Raw genomic sequence first — 17,169 nt, 5'->3', positions numbered from 1 at the left:
CTTACCCGACCTACAACGGCTCGAACGTAGGCCGGGCAAGCGTTAGCGCCACCCGGCAACAGCATCAGATCGACGTGCGACCGAATGCGCTCTGCCAGTCGTGCTCAAACTTCGCGACGGCAGCATCAACTGCCGGAGAGCTAATCATCTGCTGAGCAACGTCCAGCGGTAGCGTGATGGACTCGCAGCCTGCCAGCAGGCAATCCAGCGCCTGACGCGGCGTTTTAAAACTGGCTGCCAGTACTTTGGCGTGCGGGGCATGCATTTTCAGTAACGTCTGCAGGTCGGTCACCGTCTGAATGCCATCCCCTCCTTGCGCATCCACGCGGTTAACGTATGGCGCAACATATTCCGCACCTGCCAGTGCAGCCAATAACCCTTGAGCTGCACCGTATACCGCAGTACCCAACGTCGGGATCCCTTCTTCTTTCAGCAATTTTATAGCCGCCAGACCTTCTGCTGTTACCGGCACTTTGACCACGATATCAGCAATGATTGCCCGCAGCTTACGCGCATCGCTAACCATCCCTTCGGCGGTGGTCGCCATCACCTGAGCAAACAGACGGCCTTGTCCTCCCATCGCTTCCTGCAGTTGCGGCAGTAGTACTTCCAGCGTCTGGTTCCCCGCCGCCACAATGCTCGGGTTAGTGGTCACCCCTGCCAGCGGGAAAATGCGCGCCAGAGCTTTTACCGCATCAACATCAGACGTATCTAAATAGAGTTCCATAACCTTTCCTCAAACGAATTATTGGCATGAATAAAAGGTAGCACGGCGAAACCTCACGGTTAGTTGACGCACGTCAATATAACTTTCATTCGAAAGTAATTTAATCTTTATATGAAAGAAAAGAGGTCGCTTATGATTTTCAATATCCAGCGCTATTCCACGCATGATGGTCCCGGGATCCGTACTGTGGTGTTCCTTAAGGGATGCTCCCTGGGCTGTCGGTGGTGCCAGAATCCGGAAAGTCGCGCCCGTACGCAGGATCTGCTCTATGACGCACGCCTGTGCCTTGATGGTTGCGATCTTTGTGCTCAGGCAGCACCCGCAGTAATTGAGCGGGCACTAAGCGGGTTGCTGATTCATCGCGAAAAACTGACCGATGACGATCTGACGGCGCTGACCCACTGCTGTCCAACGCAGGCGCTAACCGTCTGTGGAGAGATAAAAAGCGTGGACGAAATCATGGCGACCGTATTGCGTGATAAACCGTTTTACGATCGCAGCGGAGGGGGCCTCACCCTGTCCGGTGGTGAACCGTTTATGCAGCCAGAGCTGGCGGCTTCTTTGCTCAAAGCCAGCCACGACGCCGGCATTCATACCGCAGTGGAAACCTGCCTGCATGTCCCGTGGAAGTATATTGAACCATCATTATCTGACGTCGATCTGTTTCTGGCCGATCTAAAACACGTGGCGGATGCGCCGTTTAAACAGTGGACCGATGGCAGCGCCTCTCGTGTGCTGGAAAATCTAAAAAAACTGGCCGCAGCTGGTAAAAAAATGATTATCCGCGTACCGCTGATTCAGGGATTCAACGCTGACGAAGCCGCCATCCAGGCTATTACCGATTTTGCTGCCGACGAGCTTCACGTCGGGGAGATTCATTTTTTGCCCTACCACACCCTTGGTATCAACAAATACCACTTACTCAGTCAACCCTACAACGCACCGGATAAACCGCTTGATGCGCCTGCACTGCTCGAATTTGCCCAGCAGTATGCCAGCCTTAAAGGTTTAACCGCGACCCTACGAGGATAATCGCCATGACCACTCTGAAACTGGACACACTCAGCGATCGTATCAAAGCGCATAAAACAGCCCTGATCCACATCGTGAAACCGCCGGTTTGTACCGAGCGCGCCCAGCACTATACCGAGATGTATCAGCAACACCTGGATAAGCCGATCCCGGTACGCCGTGCGCTGGCGCTGGCCCATCATCTGGCGGAACGCACCATCTGGATCAAGCATGACGAACTGATTATCGGTAACCAGGCAAGCGAAGTGCGCGCCGCGCCGATCTTCCCGGAATACACCGTCTCCTGGATTGAAAAAGAGATCGACGACCTCGCCGACAGACCGGGTGCCGGCTTTGCGGTAAGCGAAGAGAATAAACGCGTATTACATGAGGTGTGTCCGTGGTGGCGTGGTCAGACCGTGCAGGATCGCTGCTACGGGATGTTCACTGACGAGCAGAAAGGGCTGCTGGAAACCGGCATTATCAAAGCCGAAGGTAATATGACCTCCGGCGACGCACACCTGGCGGTGAACTTCCCGCTACTACTGGAAAAAGGTCTCGACGGCCTGCGCCACAAGGTCGATGAACGTCGCTCCCGCATCAATCTGACGTGTCTGAACGATCTCCACGGCGATCAGTTCCTGAAAGCGATTGATATCGTGCTGGAGGCCGTCAGCCTGCACATTGAGCGCTTTGCCGCGCTGGCGCGTAAAATGGCGTCCACAGAAACGCGCACCAGCCGTCGCGATGAACTGCTGACCATGGCGGAAAACTGTGATGTGATTGCCCATGAGCCACCAAAAACATTCTGGCAGGCGTTGCAGTTGTGCTATTTCATCCAGTTGATTCTGCAAATTGAATCTAACGGTCACTCAGTGTCGTTTGGCCGTATGGATCAGTACCTCTACCCGTTCTACCGTCGCGACGTAGAACTGAATCAGAGCCTCGATCGTGAGCACGCCATTGAGCTGTTGCACAGCTGCTGGCTGAAACTGCTGGAAGTGAACAAAATCCGTTCCGGCTCCCATTCGAAAGCCTCAGCGGGCAGCCCGCTCTATCAGAACGTAACCATAGGTGGCCAGAACCTGGTCAGCGGTCAGGCGATGGATGCCGTCAACCCGCTCTCCTACGCCATTCTGGAGTCCTGTGGCCGCCTGCGTTCTACTCAGCCGAACCTGAGCGTGCGTTATCACGCGGGGATGAGTAATGACTTCCTTGATGCCTGCGTGCAGGTGATCCGCTGCGGCTTCGGGATGCCAGCCTTTAACAACGATGAAATCGTCATTCCGGAATTCATTAAGCTGGGCATTGAACCGCAAGACGCCTATGACTATGCAGCGATTGGTTGCATCGAAACCGCCGTTGGCGGCAAATGGGGCTACCGCTGCACCGGCATGAGCTTTATTAACTTTGCCCGCGTGATGCTGGCGGCGCTGGAAGGCGGACGCGATGCCACCAGCGGCAAAGTCTTCCTGCCGCAGGAAAAAGCGCTCTCAGCTGGCAACTTCAACAATTTCGATGAAGTGATGGATGCCTGGGATACGCAGATCCGCTACTACACGCGCAAATCCATCGAAATAGAGTACGTCGTCGACACCATGCTGGAAGAAAACGTACACGATATTCTGTGCTCCGCGCTGGTAGATGACTGTATTGAACGTGCGAAGAGCATTAAGCAAGGCGGCGCGAAGTATGACTGGGTATCAGGTTTGCAGGTGGGTATCGCCAACCTCGGCAACAGCCTGGCAGCAGTGAAGAAACTGGTCTTTGAACAGGGCGCTATCGGTCAACAACAACTGGCCGCCGCGCTGGCCGATGATTTTGACGGTCTGACCCATGAGCAGTTACGCCAACGACTAATCAACGGCGCACCGAAATATGGCAACGATGACGATAGCGTTGATACGCTGCTGGCCCGCGCTTATCAGACTTATATCGATGAACTGAAACAGTATCATAATCCGCGTTACGGGCGTGGTCCGGTTGGCGGCAATTACTACGCCGGGACCTCGTCTATTTCTGCAAACGTGCCGTTTGGCGCAGCAACAATGGCAACGCCGGATGGCCGTAAAGCACACACTCCACTGGCAGAAGGCGCAAGCCCGGCTTCCGGTACGGACCATCTCGGCCCAACTGCGGTAATTGGCTCGGTGGGTAAACTGCCGACCAGTTCGATTCTCGGTGGCGTGCTGTTAAATCAGAAGCTGAACCCGGCCACGCTGGAAAATGAGTCTGACAAACAAAAGCTGATGATTCTGCTGCGTACCTTCTTTGAAGAGCACAAAGGTTGGCATATTCAGTACAACATCGTTTCTCGTGAAACGCTGCTGGAAGCCAAAAAACACCCGGATCAGTACCGTGATCTGGTGGTGCGTGTAGCGGGTTATTCCGCCTTCTTCACCGCGCTGTCTCCGGATGCACAGGACGATATCATCGCGCGCACTGAACATATGCTGTAACCCTCCCGCCCGGTGGCGCTACGCTTACCGGGCTTACATACTCCCCTTTAGCCAGGTAAGGCGAAGTTGCCACCTGGCGTTTTACTTTCATTCGAAATTAAATTTGTGCTTTAGCTCACATTGTTATTAAAATGTTTCTGGTCGCAGTTATGAGCCAGGAGCATATATGACCATCAAAGTTATCGTCACCGATATGGACGGAACTTTTCTCGACGACGCCAAGCAATACGATCGTGCACGCTTTTTGGCGCAGTATCAGGAACTGAAGAAACGAGATATTGAATTTGTCGTGGCAAGCGGCAACCAGTATTACCAGTTGATCTCCTTTTTCCCGCAGCTCAAAGATGAGATCTCTTTTGTCGCCGAGAACGGGGCGCTGGTGTTTGAACATGGCAAACAGCTGTTTCACGGCGAACTTACGCGCCACGAATCACGCATTGTCATTGGCGAACTGCTCAAAGATAAGCAGCTCAACTTTGTGGCCTGTGGACTGCAAAGCGCCTACGTGAGCGAAAATGCCCCAGAGTCCTTTGTCGGTTTGATGTCAAAACACTACCACCGCCTGAAACCCGTAAAGGATTATCAGGATATCGACGATGTGCTGTTCAAGTTCTCGCTGAATTTACCTGACCAACAGATCCCGCTGGTTATCGATCACCTTCATTCTGCTCTAGACGGCATTATGAAGCCCGTCACCAGCGGCTTTGGGTTTATCGACCTGATCATTCCGGGCTTACATAAAGCCAACGGAATCAGCCGTCTGCTAAAACGCTGGAACCTGTCACCGCAAAACGTGGTCGCCATTGGCGACAGTGGCAATGACGCGGAAATGCTGAAGATGGCGCACTACTCTTTCGCCATGGCCAATGCGGCAGAGAGCATCAAAGCGATTGCCCGCTATCAGACCGATGACAATAACCATCAAGGCGCGCTGAACGTAATTCAGGCAGTGCTGGATAACACTTCACCTTTTAACGTCTGATCCTGCCAACCGGGGTATCCCTCATCCCGGTTTTCACTCTTTTTCTATTTTGCTCACACCAGCAGGTTTTTAAACTTGCATTAACCAATTTTTAACTTATATTGTCACTTGCAATCAAATTTAGTTTCGAATGAAAGTTAATGCGAGGTGGTTATGGCTTTTACTTTTACCAGCGACACGTTGCCCGCCGATCACAAAGCGGCAATCCGTCAGATGAAACAGCAACTGCGGGCACAGCTTGGGGATGTTCAGTTGATCTTCAATCAGCTGAGCGATGCCATTGCCACCCGCGTGGCGGAAATCAACGCTCTCAAAGCGCAAGGTTCCCCGGTATGGCCTGTGTTGTCCTATGCGGATATCAAAGCGGGTCGCGTGAGTGCAGAGCAGCGTGAAGAAATTAAGCGTCGCGGATGCGCAGTCATTAAAGGGCATTTCCCCCGCGAACAGGCGCTGGCATGGGATCAGTCGATGCTTGATTACCTGGATCGCAACCATTTTGATGACGTCTACAAAGGGCCAGGCGATAACTTCTTCGGCACCCTGAGCGCATCGCGACCTGAAATCTACCCCATTTACTGGTCCCAGGCGCAGATGCAGGCCCGCCAAAGTGAAGAAATGGCCAATGCGCAGTCGTTCCTCAATCGTCTTTGGACATTTTCAAGCGAAGGTAAACAATGGTTTAACCCGGATGTCAGCGTTATCTACCCTGACCGTATACGCCGCCGTCCGCCGGGAACCACCTCCAAAGGGCTGGGCGCGCATACGGATTCCGGCGCGCTGGAACGCTGGCTGCTGCCTGCGTATCAGCAGGTATTTGCTCATGTTTTCAATGGCAAGCTGGCAGATTACGATCCGTGGCAGGCTGCGCATCGCACCGAAGTAGAAGAATACACGGTGGATAACACCACCAAATGTTCAGTGTTCCGTACCTTCCAGGGCTGGACTGCGTTGTCCGATATGCTGCCAGGTCAGGGATTGTTGCACGTGGTTCCGATTCCTGAAGCGATGGCGTATGTGCTGTTACGCCCATTGCTTGACGATGTGCCGGAAGATGAGCTTTGCGGCGTAGCGCCCGGCAGAGTCCTGCCGATTTCTGCGCAATGGCATCCGTTGCTGATTGAAGCGTTAACCAGCATTCCACAACTGGACGCCGGAGACTCCGTGTGGTGGCATTGCGATGTGATTCACTCCGTCGCGCCTGTCGAAAATCAGCAGGGCTGGGGTAACGTAATGTATATCCCTGCCGCCCCGATGTGCGAAAAAAATCTGGCCTACGCCCACAAAGTGAAAGCTGCGCTGGAAAAAGGCGCATCGCCGGGTGATTTCCCGCGAGAGGATTATGAAACTAACTGGGAAGGACGCTTCACGCTGGAGGATTTGAATATCCACGGTAAACGCGCGCTGGGGATTATTTAATATGTAGCTTACACAATTTTCCCTAGGTATTTCGCGTTACAGGAAGGCGACCAGCCTGTAAATCCCCGGGAGCTTACATAAGTAAGTGACCGGGGTGAACAGGTGCAGCCAACACACCTGTAACACGAAAGACGACGGGTGAATTAACCGTCAATACCTTTACTACGCAGGTAATCTTCGTAGTTGCCGGTGAAGTCGATCACGCGTTCCGGCGTAATCTCAATCACGCGGGTCGCCAGGGAACTGACGAACTCACGGTCGTGAGAAACAAAGATCAACGTGCCCTGATACATTTCCAGCGCCATGTTCAGCGACTCGATAGATTCCATATCCAGGTGGTTGGTCGGTTCATCCATGACCAGGATATTCGGTTTCTGCATCATCAGCTTACCGAACAGCATGCGTCCTTTTTCACCACCGGAGAGCACTTTGGCAGGTTTCTTGATATCGTCCTGGCTGAACAGCAGACGGCCAAGGAAGCTGCGCACAACCTGCTCATCATCGCCTTCTTGTTTCCACTGGCTCATCCATTCGAAGACGGTCAGATCGTTTTCAAACTCGTATTCATGATCCTGCGCGTAGTAACCCACCTGGGCGTTTTCAGACCACTTAACGGTACCGTTGTCCGGCTGCAAATCGCCAACCAACGTTTTCAGCATGGTGGATTTACCCACGCCGTTGGCACCAATGATGGCAACCTTCTCCCCTACTTCCAGCAGCAGGTTGAAGTTTTTAAACAGCGGACCTTCATCAAAACCTTTCGCCAGCGCTTCCACTTCCAGCGCGTTACGGAACAGTTTCTTATCCTGTTCGAAGCGGATGAACGGGTTCTGACGGCTGGACGCTTTCACTTCGTCGAGCTTGATCTTATCAATCTGACGCGCACGAGAGGTCGCCTGTCGAGATTTAGACGCGTTGGCGCTAAAGCGGCTGACGAAGGATTGCAGATCGGCAATCTGTGCTTTCTTCTTGGCGTTATCGGCCAGCAGACGTTCACGCGCCTGGGTTGCCGCCGTCATGTATTCGTCGTAGTTACCCGGATAAACACGCAGTTCGCCATAGTCCAGATCCGCCATGTGTGTACAGACCATGTTCAGGAAGTGACGGTCGTGCGAAATGATGATCATGGTGCTGTCACGCTCGTTCAGCGTCTGCTCCAGCCAGCGAATGGTGTCGATATCCAGGTTGTTCGTTGGTTCGTCGAGCAGCAGAATGTCCGGGTTAGAGAACAGCGCCTGCGCCAGAAGCACACGCAGCTTCCAGCCGGGCGCGACTTCGCTCATCGGGCCGTAATGCTGTTCTACCGGAATGCCTACGCCCAGCAGCAGTTCACCCGCACGCGCTTCCGCAGAGTAGCCGTCCATTTCGCCATACTGAACTTCGAGATCAGCAACTTTATAGCCGTCTTCTTCGCTCATCTCAGCCAGGGCGTAAATGCGATCGCGCTCCTGCTTCACTTCCCACAGTTCAGCGTGACCCATGATCACGGTGTCAAGCACGGTGAATTCTTCAAAGGCGAATTGATCCTGGCGCAGCTTACCGATACGCTCGTTAGGATCGAGGGAAACGTTACCCAGCGTCGGTTCGAGGTCGCCGCCGAGAATTTTCATAAAAGTGGATTTACCGCTACCGTTCGCGCCAATCAGGCCGTAACGGTTGCCGCCGCCGAATTTGACGGAAATATTTTCAAACAGCGGCTTACTGCCGAACTGCATGGTGACGTTGCTGGAAACTAACACTGGCGTATCCTGAAAGAGAAAGAAATATGTGACAAACCGCTTATTATGCCATAAGTCTGCAAGAAGATCGCGTCTTCATGCGGAAGGGATAAAGTGAAACCAAAAGGAAAAAAATGTGATTTAGTACACATCCGAATTCCTTGTTGCTCAGATTGCACATATAATGCGTGCCCAACACTACATAAATCTCAACCCACTAGCCTGCCTGGCACTGAATCTCGCATACATGAATATGAATATGAAATTAACAACGCTTTTCGCGGCGGCACTCGCAATAGTTGGTTTTTGTAATACCGCTTCAGCCGTCACGTACCCGCTGCCGACCGATGGTAGCCGTTTGATTGGCCAAAACCAGGTCATTACTATTCCTGAAGGCAACACCCAACCGCTGGAGTATTTTGCGGCAGAGTATCAGATGGGTCTGTCTAACATGCTGGAAGCCAACCCGGGCGTGGATACCTTCCTGCCGAAAGGCGGCACCGTGCTGAACATTCCTCAGCAGTTGATCCTGCCGGATACCGTGCATGAAGGTATTGTTATCAACAGCGCTGAAATGCGTCTGTACTACTACCCGAAAGGCACCAACACCGTCATTGTTCTGCCGATCGGTATCGGCCAGTTGGGCAAAGACACGCCAATCAACTGGACCACCAAAGTAGAACGTAAAAAAGCAGGCCCAACCTGGACGCCAACGGCGAAAATGCATGCGGAATACCGCGCTGCAGGCGAGCCGCTGCCAGCCGTTGTTCCGGCTGGTCCGGATAACCCGATGGGACTGTACGCGCTGTATATCGGTCGCCTGTATGCTATCCACGGTACCAATGCTAACTTCGGCGTCGGCTTACGTGTCAGCCACGGTTGCGTACGTCTGCGTAACGACGACATCAAATTCTTGTTTGAAAATGTGCCGGTCGGCACCCGTGTACAGTTTATTGATGAGCCGGTAAAAGCCACTACCGAACCAGACGGTAGCCGTTACATCGAAGTACATAACCCGCTGTCTACGACTGAAGCACAGTTCGAAGGCGGGGAAATTGTACCGATTACCCTGACCAAGAGCATTACCAGCATCACCGGTCAGCCTGACGTCGATCAGGCAGTCGTTGAGCAGGCGGTACAGAACCGTTCAGGTATGCCGGTTCGTCTGAACTAAGCACATACCTAAAACGAAAAAGGCGGATGATTCATCCGCCTTTTTTATTGCCTCAATGCCGCTATTACATTAATAACAACAAACCATAACCCACCAGCGCCGCCCATATCAGCATCGGTACCGAATACCAATGAAAACGCCACCAGATCCGGCGGTCGTTTGCCATCCGTAACGCAATGAGATTCGCCAGCGATCCTGGCAACAGCCCAAAGCCGCCCACATTGACCGCCCAGGCCAGAAGCAGCGTTGGCGGGACGTAGTTCAGCAGCAAAATCGTACTGGGCACATTACTGATAAACTGCGACAGGCCAATGGCGGTCAGCCAAAGTCCCGGCGCTGAAAGCGCGCCAATCTGGTGGGTTATCCCCTGCAGGGCCGGAAGCTGCGTCAGCAAGTGCACATCAATGAACATCGCCATAAACACCAACAGCAGCGTCCAGTCTACGCTGAGGATCACGCGGCGAGCCAGCACCATGAACCCTGCCGCCACAATCGCCAGACCCCACAGCTCTTGTTTTAACTCCAGTGCTGCAAGGAAGATGATATACAACATCAGACAGCCCCACACCAGACGCGGTTGCCAGTCAGGTGCGCGCGTACCGGTATGATAGTGCAACGCTTTATTCGGGAAACTGAACCAGCACAGCACCACCAGCGTCAGCATCATGGCCCCCGCAAGCGGCGCCATTTGCCAGGTAAACGCGGTAAACGATAAGCCTGAGCGTCCCCACATCAGAATGTTTTGTGGATTACCTATTGGCGTGAGCAACGATCCGGCGTTAACCGCCAGCGCCTCAAAGATAATCAGGCGATTCACCGGAATAGCGCACAATTTTTTCAGGGTGATGGTCAGCGGAACAACAATAAACAGCGCAACATCGTTGGTCAGAAACGTCGACAACAACGCCGCCGCCAGCACCATAAATATCGCCAGCTGGCGCTCTGTTTTGAAACGGCGGGTCATCTTGCGCCCTAACACATCGAAGTAACCGCTTAGCTCCACGCCTTTGGTCAGTAACATCAGGCCACTAAGCGTGATAATTGTGTGCCAGTCAATTGCTCCCGGCCACGACCGGGGTGTAAATGGCGTGAACAGGCTCAGTACAACCCCAACGATGATTAACAGCTGGAAAAAACGATCGCGCTGTAAGGCGCGTAATAAAGGAAAACTCATTCAGAGCCTGTTCCTTGCTGTTGCGTAAACCGGCTAAAAGCCTCCAGCGTTTCCTTACTGACGTGATGCTCCATCCCCTCCGCGTCGCGACGGGCAATTTCCGGACTGATACCTAACATCAACAGGAAATTCTCCACAATCTGATGACGCTCCCGACTTTCCTGAGCCAGTCGTTCACCTTCTGCGGTTAAAAACACGCCTCGCCAGGGGATCATTTCAATCAATCCGACTGAAGCAAGACGCTTAAGCATTTTAGCAACCGTCGGCTGGGAAACCCCAAGCCGTGCGGCCATATCCACCTGGCGCGCTTCACCTACCTCAATAATGAGATCGGAAATCAGCTCTACGTAGTCATCAATCAGCTCACGGCGATGCGCCTCCCGAACCTGACGAAACCCTTCAACGTGTTCTTCGACATTCACCAATTGCGTCACTTTTTTTGTTGTTGGCGTACCTGCGCGACGACTCATTCTGCTTCCTCGTTACTGTGACGCGTTAACGGCATCTGATTAGAGAGCACTCATTGTAAACCAGAGTTGCGCGGGCACAAAAAATTAACGTTTTAGCAATAGCTATATAATATAGCCTGTGCTATATCTGTATATAATAAAGACATCCCTCAAGGACTGATGGGATCGTGAAGTCAGGAGGTTTACATGAATGAATTTAAGAGGTGTATACGCGTGTTTAGCCACTCTCCCTTTAAAGTACGGTTGATGCTGATCTCTATGCTGTGTGACATGATTAACAGCAAACCAGAGAAGGATAAACCTTCAGAAAAATAATGCGGCGTCGCGGTACGCCGCTTCATTTTCCTGCCGTCATCCGGGTACGGTGGTGGTTTTCGTCTCAATAACCCTTCTTTTTGTCAGTTTTGCCACGTTCCTCGCAAAACAATTTCTTTGTAGTAGTTGACCTTCTCTTGCGCACACTCTATCTTTTCGCAGCCCTGCATATATTGCGGCTCGCGGATGCGAACCCTATCCCTCTTCTCGCTCTCTCAGGCAGGCAATGACCCTTAGCGCCAGGGTAAGCACATGGCGTTTTTGTAACAGTGGCATATGAATTTAACCCTCAAAGATTCAATCATTGCTCGCAGCCGGGCGATTAGTCCGTGGACTGGCCTCTATTTCTTACAGTCTCTGCTGATCAATCTTGCGCTGGGCTATCCGCTTAGCCTGCTCTATAGCGTTGCTTTCACCTGTATATTAATGCTGATGTGGCGCAGCGCGCCACGCGCGCAGAAAGTGCTGATTGGCATTTGCTCGCTGATTGCGGCAATGTATTTTCCGTTCGGCCAGGCTTACGGCTCACCGAACTTCAATACCTTGCTGGCGCTGCACTCAACCAATATGGAAGAGTCCACCGAAATCCTGACCATCTTCCCCTGGTACAGTTATCTGGTTGGGGTGTTTATTTTCGCCCTCGGCGTTATCGCCGTACGTCGTAAAAAAGATGAACAAAAGCGTGGCTGGAACAAGTTCGACAGCGTTTGTTTGCTGTTCAGCATTGTCGCATTCTTTGTTACCCCGGTACAAAACCTGGCCTGGGGCGGCGTGTTCAAGCTGAAAGACACTGGCTATCCGGTTTTCCGGTTTGCCAAGGACGTGATCGTCAATAACAACGAAGTGCTCGACGAACAAGAGCGTATGGCGAAGCTGTCGAGCGTGAAAGACAGTTGGACCGTAACCGCCGTGAAGCCGAAGTATCACACCTACGTCGTGGTGATCGGCGAAAGCGCCCGCCGCGATGCGTTAGGCGCGTTTGGCGGTCACTGGGATAACACCCCGTTTGCCAGCTCTGTTAACGGCTACATCTTTGCGGATTACATTGCTGCCAGCGGTTCAACGCAAAAGTCACTCGGCCTGACGCTGAATCGGGTGGTCGACAATAAGCCCCAGTTCCAGGATAACTTTGTCACTCTGGCCAACCGCGCGGGTTTCCAGACATGGTGGTTTTCCAATCAGGGACAAATTGGTGAATACGACACGGCCATCGCCAGCATTGCAAAACGCGCTGATGAAGTTCAGTTCCTCAAGAACGGTGACTTCGAAGCGGATAAAAACACCCGTGACGAAGCGCTGTTAAAGATGACCGCTCAGGTGCTGGCAACCGAGCGCACTCAGCCGCAGCTCATTGTATTGCATTTAATGGGCTCACATCCGCAGGCCTGCGACCGTACGCAGGGTAAGTACGAGACTTTCGTCCAGTCAAAAGAGACGTCTTGCTACCTGTACACCATGACGCAAACGGATGACCTACTGCGCCAGCTATACGATCAGCTACGTAATAGCGGTACCAGCTTCTCAATGGTCTATTTCTCCGATCATGGCCTCGCGTTTAAAGAGCGTGGAAAAGAGGTGCAATACCTGGCGCATGACGATCAGTTCCAGCAAAATTTCCAGGTACCTTTCATGGTGCTGTCGAGCGATGATAAAGCGCATCGGGTGATTAAGGCCCGTCGATCCGCCAATGATTTCCTCAGTTTTTTCTCGCAGTGGACAGGGATCAGCGCAAAAGAAATCACCAACAGCTACCGCTTTATCTCAGAGAAAAAAGCCGGGCCGGTGTACATCACCAACTTTAAGCTGCAGAAGGTGGACTACAACCACCTTGGTACCGACATCTTCGAGACCAAATCTCGTTAACAGCTCATATTGCAGGCAAAAAAAATCCGCCCCGAGAGGCGGATTTTTCATATCACCGAAGTGATTAGAAGCGGTAACCCACGCCAGCGATCCAGGTGCCAACGTCAACGCTACGAATACGGCTCTGCTCGTAGGAGAAGTCCAGAGCAACGTTTTCGATCGGGTTGAACTGCAGACCAGCACCGTAAGAGAAACCGTAGTCGCTGGTGGTGTGGTTGTCAGCCGGGGATGCTGCGTTCTGGAATTTACCGTAACCAACACCCACTACACCGTAGATGCTTGCCCAGTCGTTCAGACGGTAAGCCGGACCAGCAGTGATGCCGTAGTACTGGGTTTTGTTGTAGTCGCCAGAAGCATCGGTACGATCTTTTTCAGTGTAAGTGAAGGAACCGATAACACCCAGCGGGTTGTTGTCCTGCTCGTAGCGATACTTCAGGTTGAAACCGTTCATTTTGTTCGCTGCGCCCTGAGCATCGCTCTGAGCGTAACCACCGGTAACGGTAGAAGTAGCAGCTACAGCAGTACCTGCGGAGAAAGCCAGAACAGCGGCCAGTGCTGAAAGACATGCAATTTTTTTCATAACCACCTCAAATGTGCTTCAAGTAAATCTTAAGTTTTAAATATACCAAAAATTGATGGGAAACTCTTTGCGATTAGCGATGTCTAACGGGGTCTTTCATGTAACAGAACATTTCAGAAATCCGCTATCTCTTTCAATTAACATCACTTTTCTAAAGTAAAATGCCATTATTGCGCGCACAATATGGCACATTCATCCAGATTATTCCTAATCATGCAGATTATTAATCCATCAGTTTCATGCCATTGTACGGAACTGAGCAATTTTTTTTTCAACGAATACTCAACCGCATGTGTGTATTTCCATTACACTCGCTGTTTTACTTCTATTGACATAATTTGACAGGAGAAAGGATGCCGGGGTCGTCACGTAAAGCGCCAGTCTGGTTGCCTATTTTGGTTTTGCTAATTGCTATGTCCTCCATTCAAAGCGGAGCATCTCTGGCGAAATCGCTGTTCCCGCTCGTCGGCGCGCCGGGCGTTACCGCGTTGCGCCTTGCGTTGGGCACCCTCATCCTTATCGCCTTCTTTAAACCCTGGCGTTTGCGATTCGCCAAAGAACAGCGCCTGCCCCTTCTGTTTTATGGCCTGTCTCTGGGCGGGATGAACTATCTCTTCTATCTGTCAATCCAGACCGTGCCACTGGGAATTGCCGTGGCGCTGGAATTTACCGGCCCGCTGGCGGTAGCGCTGTTTTCATCCCGGCGCCCGGTGGATTTCATTTGGGTTGCACTGGCTGTACTCGGACTGTGGTTCCTGCTGCCATTAGGTCAGGACGTTTCTCACGTCGATTTAACCGGTGCTGCGCTAGCGCTGGGGGCTGGTGCCTGCTGGGCCATCTATATTCTTACCGGGCAGCGAGCCGGGGCGGAACACGGTCCGGCAACCGTCGCAGTAGGGTCATTAATTGCAGCACTGGTATTTGTGCCAATCGGCGCGATCCAGGCTGGTGATGCCCTGTGGCATTGGTCCATTCTGCCGTTAGGCCTGGCCATTGCAGTCCTCTCTACTGCACTTCCCTATTCACTGGAGATGATTGCATTGACGCGCCTGCCGACGCGTACTTTCGGTACATTGATGAGTATGGAACCTGCCCTGGCAGCGGTTTCCGGAATGATCTTCCTCGGTGAAACGCTGACGCTTATCCAGACACTCGCTCTGGGTGCCATTATCGTCGCATCAATGGGCTCTACGCTCACTATTCGTAAAGAGCCACAAATAAAACAAGTCGACGTGAATTAACCACGTAATATTCTGCATGGTTTGCATAATCATGCAGAATATCCAATTGTAAATCTGCGTGATAATAATTCTAAAAAATATAATTTTCTCATCCGCATATTTCATTTAATCTCAAAATTAACATAAAAATAACACCACGCAAGAAACACAACAATCAATGCATTGATTTTACTAGGTATTTTATATTTATCCTTTCTTCGCTATTAAAGTAATAGGCAACACCGGAAAAAAAAATCCAAATTTAGCGCTATACTTAATTCCGTTGAAGAGTTGGGACATAACTATCAAGAGGATATGAAAATATGAGTACCGCGAAACTGGTAAAAACAAAAGCATCCGCCCTCCTTTATACCCGCAACGATGTGTCTGATAGCGAAAAGAAAGCGACCGTTGAACTGCTGAATCAGCAAGTAATCCAGTTCATTGACCTGTCATTGATCACCAAACAGGCTCACTGGAACATGCGCGGCGCAAACTTCATTGCGGTACATGAAATGCTGGATGGCTTCCGTACAGCCCTGACCGATCACCTCGACACAATGGCTGAACGCGCCGTACAGTTGGGCGGTGTGGCACTGGGCACAACTCAGGTTATTAATAGCAAAACGCCTCTGAAAAGTTACCCGCTGGATATCCATAGCGTACAGGACCACTTAAAAGAACTGGCTGAACGTTATGCCGTAGTTGCAAACAGCGTACGTAAGGCTATTAGCGAAGCAAAAGACGAAGATACCGCAGATATCTTTACCGCAGCTTCTCGCGACCTCGATAAATTCCTGTGGTTTATCGAAGCCAACATTGAGTAACAGCAGACATAAGAATTACCTATATAACCCTCGCTCCGGCGGGGGTTTTGCACATCTATGGTGCATAACATTGATCGTTCGTCACTCCAAAGTAAATTATTTGTAATAATCACCTCACACAATCGTTAACGAAAGATTGTTTTATCAACAATTTTTACGCTAAATAGTCATACCGTTTGCACCGTGGCTGGTTCGCACCAAATGAGTGCCCCAAAACAGTGCAAATTACTCGCTTTGCCCTACTTATTGTGCAGAGAAACGAGATACCCTCTTGTTAAAACAATGAGTTGCAAAATTGGCACGATTCTTTCATTAAGCCATATGTTCTCGCAGGGGATCGCCCCGTGGATATAAAAGGAAATCCTATGAAGTCTGTATTAAAAGTTTCACTGGCTGCACTTACCCTGGCTTTTGCGGTGTCCTCCCATGCCGCAGACAAGAAACTGGTTGTCGCAACCGACACCGCGTTTGTACCGTTTGAATTCAAACAGGGTGACAAATACGTTGGTTTTGATGTGGATCTGTGGGCTGCCGTTGCCAAAGAATTGAAACTGGATTATGAACTGAAACCAATGGATTTCAGCGGCATCATCCCGGCTCTGCAAACCAAAAACGTCGACCTGGCGCTGGCGGGTATCACCATCACCAATGAGCGTAAAAAAGCGATCGACTTCTCCGATGGCTACTACAAAAGCGGTCTATTAGTGATGGTGAAAGCAAATAACAACGACGTCAAAAGCGTAAAAGATCTGGATGGTAAAGTCGTTGCAGTTAAGAGCGGTACCGGTTCCGTTGATTACGCGAAAGCGAATATCAAAACCAAGGACCTGCGTCAGTTCCCGAACATCGATAACGCCTATATGGAACTGGGCACCAACCGCGCAGACGCCGTGCTGCACGACACACCAAACATTCTTTACTTCATCAAAACAGCTGGCAATGGCCAGTTCAAAGCTGTAGGCGAATCACTGGAAGCCCAGCAGTACGGCATCGCCTTCCCGAAAGGCAGCGACGACCTGCGTGAGAAAGTGAACGGCGCGCTGAAAACGCTGAAAGAGAACGGTACTTACAACGAAATCTACAAAAAATGGTTCGGTACTGAACCTAAATAATAACCGGTAGCGTTGCCCGGTGGCGTGATGGTTACCGGGCCTACGCCTGGATTTTTGAGACCTGTAAGCCGGATAAGCCCAGCACATCCGGCAAAACGGGCATTTGAATATTTACACCACG

Annotated in this window: 15 protein-coding genes; 10 read left to right on the top strand and 5 right to left on the bottom strand. The window is 51.5% G+C overall.

Translation table 11 applies throughout. The features are described from left to right. Nucleotides 1-64: 64 nt before the first annotated feature. Entirely contained in the window at nucleotides 65-727 is a 663-nt protein-coding gene (gene fsa, locus OGV89_RS19680; RefSeq protein WP_003836983.1) for a fructose-6-phosphate aldolase, read from the bottom strand. A 132-nt stretch (nucleotides 728-859) separates the two neighbouring features. On the opposite strand from fsa, the gene OGV89_RS19675 reads away from it, so the two are divergent. The 4 genes from OGV89_RS19675 (at nucleotide 860) to OGV89_RS19660 (ending at nucleotide 6,595) form a co-directional block, all read left to right on the top strand. Next, nucleotides 860-1,759 carry a glycyl-radical enzyme activating protein gene (locus OGV89_RS19675; RefSeq protein ID WP_048233316.1) on the top strand — a complete coding sequence of 300 codons (900 nt, stop codon included), beginning with the start codon at nucleotides 860-862 and terminating at the stop codon, nucleotides 1,757-1,759. A gap of 5 nt (nucleotides 1,760-1,764) precedes the next feature. Then, entirely contained in the window at nucleotides 1,765-4,197 is a 2,433-nt protein-coding gene (locus tag OGV89_RS19670; RefSeq protein ID WP_286559177.1) for a glycyl radical protein, read from the top strand. Nucleotides 4,198-4,363: 166 nt separating this feature from the next. Next, the gene (locus OGV89_RS19665; RefSeq protein ID WP_060855615.1) at nucleotides 4,364-5,179 is read left to right on the top strand and encodes a Cof-type HAD-IIB family hydrolase; all 816 of its coding nucleotides are present in this window, start codon (nucleotides 4,364-4,366) and stop codon (nucleotides 5,177-5,179) included. 153 nt (nucleotides 5,180-5,332) lie between these two features. Further along, nucleotides 5,333-6,595: a DUF1479 domain-containing protein gene (locus OGV89_RS19660; protein WP_003035273.1), complete on the top strand. Its 1,263-nt coding sequence runs from the start codon at nucleotides 5,333-5,335 to the stop codon at nucleotides 6,593-6,595. Between the two features lie 143 nt (nucleotides 6,596-6,738). On the opposite strand, the gene OGV89_RS19655 is transcribed toward OGV89_RS19660, so the two are convergent. Continuing rightward, nucleotides 6,739-8,334 carry an ABC-F family ATPase gene (locus OGV89_RS19655; RefSeq protein WP_003035269.1) on the bottom strand — a complete coding sequence of 532 codons (1,596 nt, stop codon included), beginning with the start codon at nucleotides 8,332-8,334 and terminating at the stop codon, nucleotides 6,739-6,741. 232 nt (nucleotides 8,335-8,566) lie between these two features. On the opposite strand from OGV89_RS19655, the gene ldtB reads away from it, so the two are divergent. Further along, on the top strand, nucleotides 8,567-9,487 hold the full coding sequence (gene ldtB, locus OGV89_RS19650; RefSeq protein WP_003845438.1) for a L,D-transpeptidase: 921 nt from the start codon (nucleotides 8,567-8,569) through the stop codon (nucleotides 9,485-9,487). Between the two features lie 64 nt (nucleotides 9,488-9,551). Here ldtB and OGV89_RS19645 read toward each other — a convergent pair whose 3' ends face one another. Then, nucleotides 9,552-10,661 carry an anion transporter gene (locus OGV89_RS19645; RefSeq protein ID WP_048233313.1) on the bottom strand — a complete coding sequence of 370 codons (1,110 nt, stop codon included), beginning with the start codon at nucleotides 10,659-10,661 and terminating at the stop codon, nucleotides 9,552-9,554. After that, nucleotides 10,658-11,131, bottom strand: a complete 474-nt coding sequence (gene mntR / locus OGV89_RS19640) for a manganese-binding transcriptional regulator MntR (protein ID WP_003035264.1) — start codon at nucleotides 11,129-11,131, stop codon at nucleotides 10,658-10,660. Before mntR ends, OGV89_RS19645 begins: the two co-directional genes overlap by 4 nt. A 186-nt stretch (nucleotides 11,132-11,317) precedes the next feature. Here mntR and mntS point away from each other — a divergent pair, with 186 nt between their 5' ends. Both mntS and OGV89_RS19630 read left to right on the top strand, forming a co-directional pair. Beyond that, nucleotides 11,318-11,446, top strand: coding sequence for a manganase accumulation protein MntS (gene mntS, locus OGV89_RS19635; RefSeq protein ID WP_003035262.1), 129 nt, complete (start codon nucleotides 11,318-11,320; stop codon nucleotides 11,444-11,446). Nucleotides 11,447-11,722: 276 nt separating this feature from the next. Then, nucleotides 11,723-13,309: a phosphoethanolamine transferase gene (locus OGV89_RS19630; RefSeq protein WP_048233312.1), complete on the top strand. Its 1,587-nt coding sequence runs from the start codon at nucleotides 11,723-11,725 to the stop codon at nucleotides 13,307-13,309. Nucleotides 13,310-13,373: 64 nt separating this feature from the next. Here OGV89_RS19630 and ompX read toward each other — a convergent pair whose 3' ends face one another. After that, the gene (gene ompX, locus OGV89_RS19625; RefSeq protein ID WP_003035257.1) at nucleotides 13,374-13,889 is read right to left on the bottom strand and encodes an outer membrane protein OmpX; all 516 of its coding nucleotides are present in this window, start codon (nucleotides 13,887-13,889) and stop codon (nucleotides 13,374-13,376) included. A gap of 353 nt (nucleotides 13,890-14,242) precedes the next feature. Here ompX and rhtA point away from each other — a divergent pair, with 353 nt between their 5' ends. The 3 genes from rhtA (at nucleotide 14,243) to glnH (ending at nucleotide 17,048) form a co-directional block, all read left to right on the top strand. Further along, nucleotides 14,243-15,130: a threonine/homoserine exporter RhtA gene (gene rhtA, locus OGV89_RS19620; RefSeq protein WP_003035255.1), complete on the top strand. Its 888-nt coding sequence runs from the start codon at nucleotides 14,243-14,245 to the stop codon at nucleotides 15,128-15,130. 302 nt (nucleotides 15,131-15,432) lie between these two features. Continuing rightward, the gene (gene dps, locus OGV89_RS19615; RefSeq protein ID WP_003035253.1) at nucleotides 15,433-15,936 is read left to right on the top strand and encodes a DNA starvation/stationary phase protection protein Dps; all 504 of its coding nucleotides are present in this window, start codon (nucleotides 15,433-15,435) and stop codon (nucleotides 15,934-15,936) included. Between the two features lie 365 nt (nucleotides 15,937-16,301). After that, nucleotides 16,302-17,048 carry a glutamine ABC transporter substrate-binding protein GlnH gene (gene glnH, locus OGV89_RS19610; RefSeq protein ID WP_286559175.1) on the top strand — a complete coding sequence of 249 codons (747 nt, stop codon included), beginning with the start codon at nucleotides 16,302-16,304 and terminating at the stop codon, nucleotides 17,046-17,048. Nucleotides 17,049-17,169: the final 121 nt, after the last annotated feature.

The sequence above is a fragment of the Citrobacter sp. Cf125 genome (assembly GCF_030333935.1).
In the GTDB taxonomy this organism is placed as follows: Bacteria; Pseudomonadota; Gammaproteobacteria; order Enterobacterales; family Enterobacteriaceae; genus Citrobacter; species Citrobacter freundii.
This window is presented reverse-complemented; position numbering and strand designations above follow the sequence as displayed.

What these genes read in the sequence shown, in the direction of transcription:
- fsa (WP_003836983.1), bottom strand. Translation starts at nt 727, where the DNA reads ATGGAACTCTATTTAGATACGTCTGATGTTGATGCGGTAAAAGCTCTG.
- OGV89_RS19675 (WP_048233316.1), top strand. Translation starts at nt 860, where the DNA reads ATGATTTTCAATATCCAGCGCTATTCCACGCATGATGGTCCCGGGATC.
- OGV89_RS19670 (WP_286559177.1), top strand. Translation starts at nt 1,765, where the DNA reads ATGACCACTCTGAAACTGGACACACTCAGCGATCGTATCAAAGCGCAT.
- OGV89_RS19665 (WP_060855615.1), top strand. Translation starts at nt 4,364, where the DNA reads ATGACCATCAAAGTTATCGTCACCGATATGGACGGAACTTTTCTCGAC.
- OGV89_RS19660 (WP_003035273.1), top strand. Translation starts at nt 5,333, where the DNA reads ATGGCTTTTACTTTTACCAGCGACACGTTGCCCGCCGATCACAAAGCG.
- ldtB (WP_003845438.1), top strand. Translation starts at nt 8,567, where the DNA reads ATGAATATGAAATTAACAACGCTTTTCGCGGCGGCACTCGCAATAGTT.
- OGV89_RS19645 (WP_048233313.1), bottom strand. Translation starts at nt 10,661, where the DNA reads ATGAGTTTTCCTTTATTACGCGCCTTACAGCGCGATCGTTTTTTCCAG.
- mntR (WP_003035264.1), bottom strand. Translation starts at nt 11,131, where the DNA reads ATGAGTCGTCGCGCAGGTACGCCAACAACAAAAAAAGTGACGCAATTG.
- mntS (WP_003035262.1), top strand. Translation starts at nt 11,318, where the DNA reads ATGAATGAATTTAAGAGGTGTATACGCGTGTTTAGCCACTCTCCCTTT.
- OGV89_RS19630 (WP_048233312.1), top strand. Translation starts at nt 11,723, where the DNA reads ATGAATTTAACCCTCAAAGATTCAATCATTGCTCGCAGCCGGGCGATT.
- ompX (WP_003035257.1), bottom strand. Translation starts at nt 13,889, where the DNA reads ATGAAAAAAATTGCATGTCTTTCAGCACTGGCCGCTGTTCTGGCTTTC.
- rhtA (WP_003035255.1), top strand. Translation starts at nt 14,243, where the DNA reads ATGCCGGGGTCGTCACGTAAAGCGCCAGTCTGGTTGCCTATTTTGGTT.
- dps (WP_003035253.1), top strand. Translation starts at nt 15,433, where the DNA reads ATGAGTACCGCGAAACTGGTAAAAACAAAAGCATCCGCCCTCCTTTAT.
- glnH (WP_286559175.1), top strand. Translation starts at nt 16,302, where the DNA reads ATGAAGTCTGTATTAAAAGTTTCACTGGCTGCACTTACCCTGGCTTTT.